12 protein-coding genes are annotated in these 14,356 nt (G+C 71.3%); 2 read left to right on the top strand and 10 right to left on the bottom strand.

The features are described from left to right. Positions 1-163: 163 nt before the first annotated feature. Both BH708_RS01505 and BH708_RS01500 read left to right on the top strand, forming a co-directional pair. A complete protein-coding gene (locus BH708_RS01505) occupies positions 164-1,954 on the top strand; it encodes a DUF349 domain-containing protein (RefSeq protein ID WP_076806024.1) in 1,791 nt (596 codons plus the stop codon). 114 nt (positions 1,955-2,068) lie between these two features. Further along, a complete protein-coding gene (locus tag BH708_RS01500; RefSeq protein ID WP_157235654.1) occupies positions 2,069-2,755 on the top strand; it encodes a hypothetical protein in 687 nt (228 codons plus the stop codon). 31 nt (positions 2,756-2,786) lie between these two features. Here the strand turns inward: BH708_RS01500 and BH708_RS01495 are convergent, their stop codons facing one another. The 10 genes from BH708_RS01495 to BH708_RS01450 all read right to left on the bottom strand — a co-directional run bounded on the left by BH708_RS01495 (position 2,787) and on the right by BH708_RS01450 (position 14,307). Next, entirely contained in the window at positions 2,787-5,195 is a 2,409-nt protein-coding gene (locus BH708_RS01495; RefSeq protein ID WP_076806021.1) for a bifunctional (p)ppGpp synthetase/guanosine-3',5'-bis(diphosphate) 3'-pyrophosphohydrolase, read from the bottom strand. Between the two features lie 144 nt (positions 5,196-5,339). Beyond that, positions 5,340-5,891 (bottom strand): adenine phosphoribosyltransferase, encoded by a 552-nt coding sequence (locus BH708_RS01490; protein WP_076806018.1) that lies wholly within the window; start codon positions 5,889-5,891, stop codon positions 5,340-5,342. A gap of 10 nt (positions 5,892-5,901) precedes the next feature. Continuing rightward, positions 5,902-7,227 (bottom strand): protein translocase subunit SecF, encoded by a 1,326-nt coding sequence (gene secF / locus BH708_RS01485; RefSeq protein WP_076806016.1) that lies wholly within the window; start codon positions 7,225-7,227, stop codon positions 5,902-5,904. Beyond that, complete coding sequence (gene secD / locus BH708_RS01480; protein ID WP_076806014.1) at positions 7,224-9,134, bottom strand: protein translocase subunit SecD; 1,911 nt, start codon at positions 9,132-9,134, stop codon at positions 7,224-7,226. The genes secF and secD overlap by 4 nt, the downstream gene beginning before the upstream one ends. A gap of 157 nt (positions 9,135-9,291) precedes the next feature. Further along, positions 9,292-9,699 (bottom strand): preprotein translocase subunit YajC, encoded by a 408-nt coding sequence (yajC, locus tag BH708_RS01475; RefSeq protein ID WP_253705437.1) that lies wholly within the window; start codon positions 9,697-9,699, stop codon positions 9,292-9,294. Positions 9,700-9,825: 126 nt separating this feature from the next. After that, positions 9,826-10,896, bottom strand: coding sequence for a Holliday junction branch migration DNA helicase RuvB (gene ruvB / locus BH708_RS01470; RefSeq protein ID WP_076806012.1), 1,071 nt, complete (start codon positions 10,894-10,896; stop codon positions 9,826-9,828). After that, entirely contained in the window at positions 10,893-11,501 is a 609-nt protein-coding gene (gene ruvA / locus BH708_RS01465; RefSeq protein ID WP_076810644.1) for a Holliday junction branch migration protein RuvA, read from the bottom strand. Before ruvA ends, ruvB begins: the two co-directional genes overlap by 4 nt. Before the next feature lie 26 nt (positions 11,502-11,527). Further along, positions 11,528-12,118, bottom strand: coding sequence for a crossover junction endodeoxyribonuclease RuvC (ruvC, locus tag BH708_RS01460; RefSeq protein ID WP_076806010.1), 591 nt, complete (start codon positions 12,116-12,118; stop codon positions 11,528-11,530). Further along, complete coding sequence (locus BH708_RS01455) at positions 12,115-12,873, bottom strand: YebC/PmpR family DNA-binding transcriptional regulator (protein ID WP_076806008.1); 759 nt, start codon at positions 12,871-12,873, stop codon at positions 12,115-12,117. The genes ruvC and BH708_RS01455 overlap by 4 nt, the downstream gene beginning before the upstream one ends. 144 nt (positions 12,874-13,017) lie before the next feature. Beyond that, the gene (locus BH708_RS01450) at positions 13,018-14,307 is read right to left on the bottom strand and encodes a PrsW family intramembrane metalloprotease (RefSeq protein ID WP_076806006.1); all 1,290 of its coding nucleotides are present in this window, start codon (positions 14,305-14,307) and stop codon (positions 13,018-13,020) included. Between the last annotated feature and the right edge of the window lie 49 nt (positions 14,308-14,356).

Raw genomic sequence — 14,356 nt, 5'->3', positions numbered from 1 at the left:
GCACTCGTCGGTCGCGCGGACTCGCACGGTCCTCGTGCTCCGCTCACGGTAGAGTTCCGGGACGTGGTCCGCCCTCCCCGGAGGAGCGCCCCGTGCCTGCCCGGCCGCCGATCGTGGCGGCAGTGTCCCGCCCTGCAGCGGATCCCTTCGAAGGAGCTCAATCGTGAGCGAGTCCGAGACTCCCCTCCCCGCGCCGCACCCCGCCGATCGGCCCACCGATCCGGCGACAGACCAGTCCCCCTCCCCCGAGCAGTCGGCCCCCGACCAGCCGGCCCCCGAGCAGGCGGCCCCCGAACAGGCCGCGCCGGAGCAGGACGCGACGGAGCCGACGGCACCGGAGCAGCAGCCCCCAGCGCCCGCGGACGCCGAGTCCGTCGCCGAGACCCCGACTGGTGACCGACAGGACCAGGGTGGGGACGTGCCGGACCGGGAGGAGGCCGCGTCGATCTCCGAGGAGGGGGCCGCTCCCTCGGCCGCCGCCGTGGCCGCCGCCGATCACCGAGGCACCGGTGCGCGCCCCGGTGGGTCCGACGCCGCCGGCGCCACCCCGGCACCGCGCCCCCGCCCGACACCGGGCCGCAAGCCTGCGGCACCGGGCCCCAAGCCCGGCGCACCCTCCCCTGCGGCGCTCGCGGGCAAGAAACCCACGGCCGCCCTCCTCCCCGTGGCCGCCCCGGTGACCGATTACGCGCCGGAGGATCTGGCGGCCGCCAAAGCCTTCGGCTCCGTCGCCGAGGACGGCACCGTCACCGTCCAGGACGGTACGCAGGTGCGCACCATCGGCTCCACCACCGAGTCGGACCCCGATCAGGCGCTGACGCCGTACGCCCGCGGCTACCTGGACCTGGTCGCCTTCCTCGATCTCACCCAGACCACCCTCAACGCCCCGGAGCACACGCAGAACGAGCTCAACCGACTGCTCGAAAACCTGCGCAAGAACATGAAGGAACCGCAGGTCGTCGGAGACATCCCCGCACTGCGGGCTCGCGCGCACGAGCTGCGGGAGAACGCCAAGGGCAAGATCCAGGCGCTCGAGGCCAAGCGGGCCGAAGCGCGCGAGGAGGCCACGCGTCGGCGCACCGAGTTCGTCGAATCCATCGAGTCGCTGGTCGCCACCGATCCCGAGCAGATCTCCTGGAAGAACGCCGGGGACACGATGCGGCAGATGGTGCCGACCTGGAAGTCGATGCAGACCGAGGACGTCTCCCTGGACCGCCCCACGGAGGAGGCGCTGTGGAAGCGGCTGTCCGCGGCGAGGTCCACCTTCGACCGGATGCGCAAGCAGTTCTTCTCCCAGCTCGACGAGAAGCACACCGAGGCGGCGGAGATGAAGGAGACCCTGATCGCCCGCGCCGAGGAGATGCAGGACTCCACCGACTGGGGTCCGACGGTTCGGGCCTACAAGGACCTGATGGGGCAGTGGCGGCGCGCCCCGCGCGGCAGCCGCAAGAAGGACGACGCCCAATGGAAGCGGTTCAAGGCCGCCCAGGACCGCTTCTTCGATGCCCGCAATGCCGACCTCCACCAGCTCGAGGCGGAGCAGCGGGAGAACCTTCAGGTCAAGGAGGCTCTGCTCACGGAGGCCGAGACCATCGATCCGCAGCAGGACCTCGATGCCGCCAAGGCGTCGCTGCGGTCGATCCAGGACCGCTGGGAGGAGGCCGGCAAGGTCCCCCGCGGGGACATGCGCCGCATCGATGACCGGCTGCGCCGCATCGAGCGCTCGGTGAAGGACGCCGAGCAGGACGAGTGGCGCCGCACCGACCCGCGCACCCGGGCCCGGGTGGAAGGTGCGTCCTCACAGCTGCACTCGGCGATCGCCTCCTACGAGGACGACCTCGAGAAGGCCCGCGCCGGCGGCGATCCGGCGAAGATCGCCGAGGCGGAGGCGGCGCTCGAGGCGCGCAAGGAATGGCTGGCCGTGATCGAGCGGTCCGCCCGCAACCTCGGCTGATCCGAGCGCGGGAGCTCGCGCGAGCAGCCGAGGATCCTTCCTCCACCGCCCCGCCCGTCCACAGTGACGGGCGGGGCGTTTGCCGTCCGCGCCCGTCGGGGCCAGGGTCGATGCATGAGACCAGCGAACACGGCGAGCGGCCCTTCGCGGCGCTCCGTCGGCCAACGACGCCGGACCGTCGCCGCACCGCCGCCACCCCCGCGCACGGGCCTGTGCGCGGCCTGGTCCCACCACGCCGCCGAGCTCGCCGTGCCGATCGGAGCCGGTCTCCAGCGGTGGGAGGAGAATCCCTCGGTCGCTGCGATGGTCCGGGACGATCTGCTCGCCCGGGTGCTGCCCGGGATCTTCCTGCCCCCGGATCTCCTCCGCACAGCGGTCGAGCGAGCGCTCGCCCTCGGCTGCGCCCTGGGCGGACAGCTGCAGTCCTACCACGTCATCGCCGGGCCCTCGGCGGCCTGGGTGTTCCTGGGAGGTCCTCCCCCGTCCCCGGCGGAGCTCCTGTCCAGCGCGCATCGCGGTTCGATCATCGGGGCGACGGTGCGGACCGCCCGTCTCCACCCCCACGAGGTCGAGACGATCGGCGGCGCACCGGTGACATCCCCGCTGCGCACCGCGGTGGACCTGCTGCGATTCTGCCCCGACCACGTCACCGTCCCCGCGCTGCGCGGGCTGCTCGGCGGCGGCCACCTGACCGAGCGGACGATATGGCGGCAGCTGCAGGCGATGGGTCGCCGCCCTGGGGCACGAGCGGCGCGGGGGCGATGGGAGGCTCTGCTCGGAGGTGTCGACCGCGCGGCGTGAGGACCTCTCGCGCGGTGCATGGGGCGTCCGGTCAGCCGACGGTGAGGGGTTCGGAGGTGCCGACCGCCTTGCCGTCGGCCGTGACCCGGTACACGTCGTAGACGCCCTCGACCCGGCGCACCTGCGCCAGCACGGACTGCAGGTGGGAGGGATCGACGAGGTCGAAGGAGAACAGTGTCGTGGCAAGACGGTCGGTGTTGGACTGAGCGGCGGCGGAATGCAGGTTGACCTGCTGCTCGGAGATCACCAGAGCGAGGTCGGTGAGCAGGCGCGGGCGGTCGAGGGCCTCGACCTTGATGTGGACGAGGTAGGCCGTCGAGAGCCGCCCGGACCAGGAGACCTCCACCATCCGATCCGGCTGCTGCTCCTGCAGCTGGATCGCGTTGGAGCAGCTGGAGTGGTGCACCGAGATGCCGGAGCCGCGGGTGATGAAGCCGACGATCGGGTCGCCCGGCACCGGCGCGCAGCACTTGGCCAGCTTGACCCACAGATCCGTCTGGCCGTCGACGACGACGCCCTGGTCGGACTCCGAGGCGCGGCGCTCCGAGCGGGTGGGGCGCGACCGTGCCCGAGAGGGCAGCGTGATCTCCGCGACGTCCTCCTCGGCGCCGTCCGAGCCGCCGAAGACCGCACGCAGCTTCTCCACCACGTGCTGCGCACCGGTGTGGCCCTCGCCGATCGAGGTGTACAGCGCGTCGACCGAGGTGAGATTCAGGTCCGTCGCCACCGTGGCGAGCGTGTCGTGCGTGAGCAGGCGTCGCATCGGCAGGTCCTGGCGGCGGAGCGCCTTGGCGAGGTCCTCCTTGCCCCGCTCGAGCGCCTCTTCGCGGCGCTCCTTGGAGAACCAGTGCCGGATCTTGTTGCGGGCCCGCGGGGACTTCACGAACCCCAGCCAGTCGCGGCTGGGACCTGCGTCCGGCGACTTCGAGGTGAACACCTCGACCACGTCCCCCGTGGACAGCGTGGATTCCAGGGAGACCAGCCGTCCGTTGACGCGGGCCCCGATCGTGCGGTGACCGACCTCGGTGTGCACGGAGTAGGCGAAGTCGACGGGCGTGGAACCCTGCGGGAGGGGCAGCACGTCCCCCTTCGGGGTGAAGACGTACACCTCCTGGGAGTTGATCTCGAACCGCAGAGAATCCAGGAACTCGCCGGAGTCCGTGGTCTCCTTCTGCCAGTCCATCAGCTGGCGCAGCCAGGCCGCCTCGTTGGCCCCCTGGGTCGTGTCCCCGCCGGTGGCCCCGGCCATCGCCTTGTACTTCCAGTGCGCGGCGACGCCGTACTCCGCGCGACGGTGCATCTCCCGGGTGCGGATCTGCACCTCCACGGGCTTGCCGGTGGGACCGATCACGGTGGTGTGCAGGGACTGGTACAGATTGAACTTCGGCAGCGCGATGTAGTCCTTGAAGCGGCCCTGCACCGGCGACCAGCGCGCGTGCAGGGTGCCCAGGACGCCGTAGCAGTCGCGGACGGTGTCCACCAGCACCCGCACCCCGACCAGGTCGTAGATGTCGGCGAAGTCGCGGCCGCGCACGATCATCTTCTGGTAGATCGAGTAGTAGTGCTTGGGACGACCCGTGACCTCCGCCTTGATCTTCGCCTTCTTGAGATCGTCCAGGATCTGGGAGGACACCGTCTTGAGGTACTGGTCGCGGGCCGGTGCGTGCTGCGCCACCAGGGCCACGATCTCCTCGTAGACCTTGGGGTACAGCACCTGGAAGGAGCGGTCCTCGAGCTCCCACTTCATGGTGTTCAGGCCCAGCCGGTGCGCCAGCGGCGCGTAGATCTCCAGCGTCTCCTTGGCCTTGCGCTCGGCCGAGGAGGCCGGGACGTACTTCCAGGTACGGGCATTGTGCAGACGGTCGGCGAGCTTGATCAGCAGCACACGCACGTCGCGGCTCATCGCCACGATCATCTTGCGCACGGTCTCGGCCTGGGCGGCCTCGCCGTAGGTGACCTTGTCGAGCTTCGTGACCCCGTCGACCATCACGGCGATGACCTCGCCGAACTCTTCGCGCAGCCGGTCCAGCGAGTAGTCGGTGTCCTCGACGGTGTCGTGGAGCAGCGCGGCGGCCACGACCTCCGCCGGGGAGCCGAGCTCGGCGAGGATGGTCGCCACCGACACCGGGTGGGTGATGTAGGGGTCCCCGCTCTTGCGGGACTGGCCCCGGTGCGCCCGCTCGGCGACGGTGTAGGCGCGCTGGACGAGGGGGAGAGTCTCCTTGGGGCTGACCGCCGACATGGTCTCCAGCAGCGGCGCCAGCAGCGGGTCCGTCGTGGTGGCCGACCGGGCGGAGAAGAAGGACAGCCGGGAGCGGGGCTTGCGGGGCCCCTGGCTCGGACCCTTCGTCGGGGCCGGCGTCGGGCTGGACGCGCTGGCGCCGGAGCCCGACGTGGCGACGTCGGCTCCCAGGCTCTCCGATGCGGGCCGCTCCTGCACTGCGCACCTCCTTCTGGCGTGCACCAAGTCTACGCGCGCCAGCGCCGGTCCCCGACCTCACCGCCGCGTCCCCCGTCCAGGCAGCTCACACGGGCGCAGCGTCCCCCGGCCAGGCGGGTCATGCGGGGCCCCGGCCAGGAGGGATCAGTCCGCGATCGACCACACGGTGGTCAGCGGGACGTCCGGCAGCCTCCGACGCCCCTGCAGGCCCTCCAGCTCGATGAGGAAGGAGGCGCCCAGCAGGTCGACGCCGAACTGCCGGGTCAGTTCGATGGTGGCGGCAGCAGTGCCTCCTGTGGCCAGCAGGTCGTCCACCACGATCGTGCGGGCTCCGGGAGGCAGGGAGTCCTCCGGGATCTGGACGACGGCGCTGCCGTACTCGAGGTCGTAGCTCAGCGTGGCCGGCGACCCCGGCAGCTTGCCGGCCTTGCGGACCGGGACGAAACCGGCGCCCAGCTCATACGCCAGCGGAGCCCCCAGCACGAAGCCGCGCGCCTCGGTGCCGACGACGTACTCGATGTCGGCCGGCAGCAGGGTGATCCAGTAGCGGATGACCTCTCGCAGCGCGCGGGCGTCCCGCAGCAGCGGGGTGATGTCCCGGAACAGCACCCCGGGGACCGGGAAGTCCGGGTACTCGGCGATATGGGAGCGCCGCAGGTCCTCGATCTGCTCACGGGTGGGTGCGGTCTCGCTCATGGGATGCCTCTCATCGTCCGGTGCGCCGGCGCCGGGTGGTGCGGCGAGGCTGCTGACGGACGCCGTCGACGGTTCCGGTCGAGTCCTGCTCGGGAGCTCGGTCCGCCCCGGGATCGTCGGCGCCCGGGGCCGGCGCCTCATCGTCCTCCGAGTGCTCGCCGTCGTCCGGGTGCAGGTCATCGTCCGCGCGCAGGTCGTCGTCCGGGAGCACGTCGTCGTCCGACGCGCCCTCGTCGACCGGGTCGGACTCCTCGTCCCGGGCGGCGCCGTCGTCGTCCTCGACCTCTCCCCCGAACGCGTCCTCGACCGCATCGTCGGAGCGGTCCACGCCGCGATCGGCGGCGACGCCGGTGGCATCTCCGCTGCGCCGGGCGGAGTGGACCGCCGCCGTGTGCTCGCGGATGCCCTTCTCCCCGCGGCGCAGGTCCACCAGGAAGCCCGGGGCCAGGAAGATCGAGGAGTAGGTACCCACGAGGATGCCGATGAACAGGGCCAGGGAGATGTCCTTCAAGGTGCCCGCCCCGAGCAGGAGCGCGCCGATCGCCAGGATGGAGCCGACCGGCAGCAGCGCCACCACCGAGGTGTTGATCGAGCGCACGAGCGTCTGGTTCGCGGCCAGCTCGACCTGGTCGGCGAGCGTCGCCCTGGTCTGCCCGGTCAGATCCGAGGTGTTCTCCCGGACCTTGTCGAAGACGACGATGGTGTCGTAGAGCGAATACCCCATGACGGTGAGGAAGCCGATCACGGTGCCGGGGGTGATCTCGAAGCCGACCACGCCGTAGACCCCGGCGGTGACCAGCATGTCGTGCACCAGCGCCCCCATCGCCGCGACCGAGGCCTTCAGGTTGCGGAAGTACAGCGCCATCGTCGCGGCGACCAGCACCAGGAACACCGCGATGCCTTGGAGCATCTTCTGGGTGATGTCCTCGCTCCAGACCGGTCCGACGAAGGAGGAGGAGACGTCGTCGGTGGAGACCTCGTAGGCGGCCGCGAGGTCCTCGGCCAGGGCCGCGGTCTGCCCGGAGTCCAGCTGTGCGGTCTGGACCCGCATGGTGTCCCCGCCGAGCACGGTGACCTTGGGTTCGTTGTCCGGCACGTGCTCCCGCACGACATCGCGGGCGATGCTCTCCTCCGTGTCGGAGACCCCGGCGACCTGGAATTCCGAGCCGCCGGTGAACTCGATCCCGAGGTTCGGCCCGCGCAGCACGGCGAGTCCGGCCAGCACCAGCACGGCGACGACGCTGATCACGTACCAGGTGCGACGCCGGCTGACCAGGGGGACGGTGCGGCGTCCGGCGTGGAGGTCGTTGCCGAACCGGGAGAATGTCGCGGTCATCGGCTCGTCTCCTCGGAGTCGTCATCGCTGGTGCCGTCGTCGGCCCCCCGGTCGGCGGGATCCTCGTCGGCGGCGTTCGGGGCCTGGGCAGCGGTGCCCGGGTCCTGCTCGGTGCGTTCACGCTCGGCGGCCTCCCGGGCCAGGCGAGCCTTGCGGGCCGCCAGCGACTCCCGGGGCTCCTCGCCGTCCTCGATGGTGCTCCGGTCCGCGATGGAGCGCACCCGTCCGCGCCCTGCATAGGCGGGTACGGAGCGGTCCAGCCGCGCCGGGTCGAGGCCGCTGAAGGGGTGGCCCTTGCCGAAGAAGCGGGTGCGCGCCAGGACCTGCAGCACAGGATGCGTGAACAAGAAGACGACCAGCAGGTCGAGCAGCGTGGTCACGCCCAGGACGAAGGCGAAGCCGCGCACACCGCCGGTGGAGAGCAGGTAGAGCACGACGGCCGCGATCACGTTCACGGCATCCGAGGCGAGGATGGTCCGTTTGGCCCGGTCCCATCCGTGGTCGACGGCGGCGACGATCCCGCGGCCGTCGCGGATCTCGTCGCGCACTCTCTCGAAGTACACGATGAACGAGTCTGCGGTGAAGGCGATCGCGACGATCATGCCCACCACGCCGGCCAGCGACAGCCGGTAGCCGATGTCGGGGATGTTCGAGAGCACGGTCAGCGTGGCGTAGGTGAGGAAGCCCATGACCAGCAGGCTGGTCATCGTCACCACCGACAGCGCGCGGTACTGGACGAAGGCGTAGACCACCACCAGAGCCAGGCCGATCAGACCCGCGATCAGGCCCATCGTCAGCTGGTCGGTGCCCAGCGTGGCGGAGATCTGCTGCTCGGAGGCGACGGTGAACTCGAGCGGCAGCGCCCCGAAGCGCAGCTGGTCGGAGAGCTGGCTGGCCTGCTCCTGGCTGAAGTTCCCGGAGATCGAGGCCTCACCGCCCGGAGAGGGCTCCTGCACCTGCGGCGCGGAGATGACCTGGCCGTCCAGGACGATGCCGAAGGCCGGGGAGGCACCGTCACCGTTGTACAGGGCCGAGGTCATGTCCGAGAAGGCCTGCGCGCCGTCCTCGTTGAAGCTCATGTTGACCACGTAGTAGCCGGTGGACTGACCCGTCGGATTGACGTCGGCCGCCACCGAGGAGTCGGCGATCGACGAGCCGGCCACAACCTCGGGGCCGAGCAGGAACTTCTGGGTGCCCTCGGGGTCGCACGCGACCACGGGTTCGTCCACGGGAGCGTCGGAGGCCTTCTCCTGCTGCGCCCGCGGATCGGTGCAGTCCGCGGTCGACAGGGCTTTCTGGAGCTCCGGGGTCACCCAATCCATCGACCAGGCGGGGTACTGCAACTCGTCCCCGGCCGGGGCCGCCGGCGGAGCGAGCGAGGAATCCCCGCTGACCAGCCCGTCGAACTGCTGCTGCGAAGGATCTGCGGGCGCCTCGGAGCTCTCCGCGCCGTCGGCTCCGCCGGCGTCGGACGCACCACCGGTGTCGGAGGCGCCGCCCGCGTCGGACGCACCGCTGCCGGAGGCCTCCGGGGCCACGGCGCCGAGCACGGGACGGAAGGACATCGAGGCCGTCTGCCGCAGCGCCTCGGAGGTCTCCTGGTCGAGCTTCCCGGGGACGTCGACGACGATGTTCGTCCCGCCCTGGACGCTGATCTCGGTCTCGGAGACACCCATCGCATTGATGCGCTGGGCGATGATCTGCCGTGCCTGCTCCATGGCGGTCGAGTCGATGGCCGCACCATCGCGCGACTCGGCCTGCAGGATGATCTGGGTGCCGCCCTCGAGGTCGAGGGCGAGCTTGGGCGCCGGTTCCCAGCCGCCCTTCCAGACCCCGGCGCCGATCCCGCCGCCCAACAGCAGGATCAGCACCGCAAGGGCCATCAGGGCGATGCGACGTGCGGGCATGGCGGGAATTCCTCAGGACGACGGGCAGGGTAGGGTGAGCAGCTGCTCACGAGCACGGGTGCGGGCACCCTCGGTGACCGGCGAGATCGATATTCGGCGGCCGTCGCGGTCAGTGGACGCCGCGATCCATGGTCGCAGCGGACCTCGGTCGCAGCGATCAGCGGTCGCGACGATCCTCGGACTCGTCGGTGACCGTCACACCGGGGATGCTCGAGCCGGACGTCTCCTCGGCGGTGTCGTCCTGCGCGGTGTCGTCCTGCGCGGCATCGTCCTGCGCCGCGGCGTCGCCCTCCGACTCGTCGGAGACCGGATCGACCCCCATCGCGATGGCCTGGCGCGCCCACTTCGACTGCGAGCCGTCCTCGGACTCGAGGACCACGACGTCGTCGAAGGAGTCGACGATCAGGCCGTAGAAGCCCGAGTGCGTGCGCACCTCGTCACCGACGCCGAGCTGGTCGACCAGCGCACGTTGCTTCTGCTGCTGCTTCTTCTGGCGGCTGGAGAGGAACATCAGCGGCAGCATCATGACCGCGAAGATGAGCAGGAGGGGCAGGAGGGATTCCACAGGATTCCTTTCGGCGGACAGCGGCGGGACCGGGAGCTCGTGCTCGGGGACCGCCCTGCCGCGGACGACTGACCGCTCTACTGTACCCGCCGATCCCGGACGGCTTCACAGACGGTGGTGCGTGCCTCAGAAGCGTCCGAGCGTCGGGGCGATCCCGCCCCCGCCCTCGGGAGCCTCGAGGCCCAGATGGGTCCAGGCCGCCGGGGCGGCGGCGCGACCACGGGGGGTGCGCAGCAGGAACCCCTCGCGCACCAGGTAGGGCTCGACCATCGTCTCGACGGTCTCGGTCTCCTCTCCCACGGCGACGGCAAGGGTGGACAGTCCCACCGGCCCGCCGGCGAAACGCCCGCACAGCGCGCCGAGCACCGCACGGTCCAGCCGGTCCAGTCCGCGGTCGTCGACCTCGTAGACGCGCAGGGCCTCCTTGGTGGCCGAGAGGTCGAGGCGCCCGTCGCCCTTGACCTGCGCCCAGTCGCGCACCCGCCGCAGCAGGCGGTTCGCGATCCGTGGCGTCCCCCGGGAGCGGGAGGAGATCTCGATCCCGGCCTCCTCCTCGAGGTCCTCCTCCAGGCGGACGGCCGAACGCCGCACGACCTCGCGCAGCTCCTCGGGAGCATAGAAGTCCAGGTGCCCGATGAATCCGAAGCGATCGCGCAGCGGGGCCGGCAGCAGGCCCGCCCGGGTCGTGGCCCCGACCACGGTGAACGGCGGCAGGTCCAGCGGGATCGAGGTCGCCCCGACCCCCTTGCCGACGACGACGTCGACGCGGAAGTCCTCCATCGCGATGTACAGCATCTCCTCGGCCGGCCGGGCGAGGCGATGGATCTCGTCGATGAAGAGCACTTCCCCCTCGTCGAGCGAGGACAGGATCGCGGCGAGATCACCGGCGTGCTGGATCGCGGGACCGGAGGTGATGCGCAGCGGCGCGGCCAGCTCGGCGGCGATGATCATCGCGAGCGTCGTCTTGCCGAGGCCGGGCGGGCCCGACAGCAGCATGTGCTCGGGCGAGCGACCGCGCCCGGCCGCGGCATCGAGCACCAGCGACAGCTGCTCGCGCACCACCTGCTGACCGACGAACTCGTCGAGGCGTCGCGGACGCAGAGCGGCCTCGGCGGTGCGCTCCGGCGGTGCCGATTCGGGGTTGGTGACCGAGGGCGACGATGCGTCGTCGTCGGGCGCGAGGTCTTCGTGGCTCATCGGCTGCCTCCGAGCCGACGCAGCGCCCGGCGCAGCAGATCGGCGGCCTCGGGCACGGCATCGTCCTCGGAACGGACCGCCTCGACCGCGGAGACGGCGCCCTTCTCCGGCCAGCCCAGGCCCACCAGGGCCTCGACCACGTCCCCGTCCACCCCCGCGGCGGGGGCGACCGGGGACTCGCCGCTGCCGGCTGCGGAGCCGGAGGGGGCGGGCAGCTTCCCACCCAGCTCGAGCAGCATCCGGTTCGCGACCTTCGGGCCGATGCCGGGAGTGCGCGTGATGGCCCTGGCGTCCTGCTCGGCCACGGCGCGGCGCAGCTCCTCGGGGTCCAGGACCGCCAGCACCGCCAGCGCGGTGCGGGGCCCGATGCCGGAGACGGACTGCACGATGCGGAAGGTCTCGGCCTCCTCGGGATGGGGGAAGCCGAACAGCGTCATCGAGTCCTCGCGCACGACCAGCTCGGTGTGCAGGAGCAGCTCGGCGCCGTGGCGGGTGGAGCTCAGCGCCTGGGGCGTGGTGCGGACGAGATAGCCCACGCCACCGACGTCCAGCACGAGGGAGTCGAGGTCGATGCGGGCGACTCGCCCGGTCAGGGATGCGATCACGACACCACTGTAGAACGAGTGTTCGATCAGTGCCGGGAGGTGGAGCGCTCCCGGGCGCGTCGAGCCGTGCGCTCGGCGCGGGCCCACACGGCCTGGGCGCTGGTGCGCGCCCCACCGGTGGCGTCGAGCGCGACCGGACCGGGGCCGCGCCACAGCTGGGTGAGGGCGATCGCGACCGCGTCGGAGGCGTCCGCGGGCTGGGGCGGCGCCTCCAGTCCGAGCAGGCGCACCAGCATGGTCTGGATCTGCTTCTTCTCGGCGCGGCCGCTGCCGGTGACCGCGGCCTTGACCTCGGAGGGGGTGTGCATCGCGATCGGGATGCCGCGCTCGGCGGCCTCCACGATCGCGATGCCGGAGACCTGGGCGGTGCCCATCACCGTCGAGGTGTTGTTCTGGGAGAAGACGCGTTCGACGGCGACCACGTCCGGGCCGTGCTCCTCGAGCGCCGCCCGCAGCCCCCGGGCGATCGTGAGCAGTCTGCGGTCGATGGGGTCCTGGGGGGAGGAGCGGATCACCCCGGCGGTCACGAGCGTGGCACGTCGACCACCGGCGGAATCGATCACGCCGATTCCGCAGCGGGTCAGTCCGGGGTCGACCCCGAGCACCCGCAGGGTCATCCGGCCTCGGCGAGCTGCGCGGCGACGTCCTCGGGGACGTCGAGGTTGGAGTAGACGTTCTGGACGTCGTCGCTGTCCTCGAGCGCGTCGATCAGGTTCAGCGCCTTCCGGGCGCCGTCGAGGTCGACGGGGGTGCGCATGGTGGGGACGAACTGCGCCTCGGCGCTGTCGTAGTCGATATCGGCCTCCTGCAGCGCGGTGCGCACGGCGACCACGTCGGTGGCCTCGGAGAGGATCTCGAAGGAATCGCCCTCGTCGGTGATCTCCTCGGCACCGGAGTCCAGGACCACCTCGAGCAGGCTGTCCTCGGTGAGATCGCCCTTGGGCACCGTCACCACTCCCCTGCGCTCGAAGAGGTAGGACACGGACCCGGAGTCGGCCATGTTGCCGCCGCCCCGGTTGAAGGCCAGCCGCACCTCGGAGACCGCACGGTTCTTGTTGTCGGTGAGGCACTCGACGAGTACGGCGACACCGCCGGGTGCGTACCCCTCGTACATCAGGGTCTCGTACTCGACGCCGCCGCCGTCGAGGCCCCCGCCGCGCTTGACGGCGCGGTCGATGTTGTCATTGGGGACCGAGGTCTTCTTCGCCTTCTGGATGGCGTCGTAGAGAGTGGGGTTTCCTGCTGGGTCAGGGCCGCCCATGCGTGCTGCCACCTCGATGTTCTTGACCAGCTTGGCGAACAGCTTGCCGCGCTTGGCATCGATGACGGCCTTCTTGTGCTTGGTGGTCGCCCACTTGGAGTGCCCTGACATCTCTCTCCTTACGACTCTCGCGCCGGACCCGGCGCAGTGCCGCCCCATTGTAGGGCCACGGGGAGGTCGCAGGCGCTCACCCGGGCGCGGGCGCAGTCTCGGGCTCGGCCGCGAGCGCGACCGTCGGCGCGGACGCGGGGGACGTCAGCCGCGGACGACGGGGGCCGTCAGCGCCCCGATCAACCGACGGTCGGCGGTGATCCGTTCGAGCAGCTCGCTCTCGCGCCGGCGGGTGCGGGCCGAGGGCTTCCCGTGCAGCACGCTGTGGCGCTCCATGCCCAGTTCGACGGCGGCCCGGATCAGGTCGCGCATCCCCATCCGGGCGACGGCGCCGTGACGGCCCGCCCACTTCTCCGCGCGGCGCCGTGCTCCCATCGCCACGAGCAGGTCGACCTCGGCCGGCGCGAACCAGCCGGCCCGCCCGTACTCGGACAGCTGTCGGCGCAGGATCTTTCGCTCCCGCAGACGCAGGAACAGCACGAGCCCGACCAGGATCAGGAAGATCGGCACCTGCACCGTGACGTAGTAGCGCAGGAATCCCGCCAGGGGGTTCTCGGGGTCGACGGGGAGGAAGAAGCTCGAGCCGTTCCACAGGGCGTGCAGGATCATGCCCAGGGAGAGTCCGCCGGCGCCGAGTCCGAAGTAGAGCATCACGGAGCGTCGCTCGGCCGCGATGCCCAGCCCGAGCCCGCACAGGCCGGTGAAGGATACGTGCGCGAAGGGCGAGAGGATGCCGCGCAGGAAGAAGGTCTGCCAGAACCCGGCGACCTCGCCGGCGGCCTGTGCCTGGTGGAAGGAGTTGCCGAAGTAGAGGATGTTCTCGGTGAAGGCGAAGCCCCCGCCGATCAGCGCCGCGTAGACCACGCCGTCGATGGGTCCGGCGATGTACCGGCGGCCCCAGATCAGCAGGCCGATCAGTCCGGCGGATTTCATGGCCTCCTCGACCACCGGCGCCTGGACCGCGGCCCCGAGGAACTGGGCCGTGATCTGATCGGGCTCGCTGGGGCTGATCCAGGCCGTGAACGGCGCGCCGATGACGAATGTCAGCGCCACCGAGCCCACGGCGCCCCAGATGAAGGCGTAGATCAGCGAGATGCGCGGTTGCGGGGTGTAGCGGTCGATCCACCACACGGCGCCCAGGATGATCGCGACCGGGACCAGGGCGGCGGTGAACGCCACCAGCGAGGTCCCGAAGCCGAGCGGCAGGATGACGAAGGCGTACAGCAGCACGGCGCCCCCGGCGAGGGCGAGGAACGACAGGCCGAACAGCACCCAGCGGGGCCAGGGCCGGGACCGGCGCGTGCGCCGCGGACCGGTCCCGTCCATCCGCCCGGGGGCGTGCGGGTCGGGACGGTCGACGTCGTAGCCGTAGCCGGCGTCCGTCGGGCCGGACGCGGCCGGGCCGGGGCGCGGAGGGGCTCCTGTCGTGCTCATCACGGCGATCTCCTCCCTCGGCCGACGCTGCGCCGGGGACGCTCGGCGG

Source organism: Brachybacterium sp. P6-10-X1 (assembly GCF_001969445.1).
GTDB lineage: Bacteria > Actinomycetota > Actinomycetes > Actinomycetales > Dermabacteraceae > Brachybacterium.
This window is presented reverse-complemented; position numbering and strand designations above follow the sequence as displayed.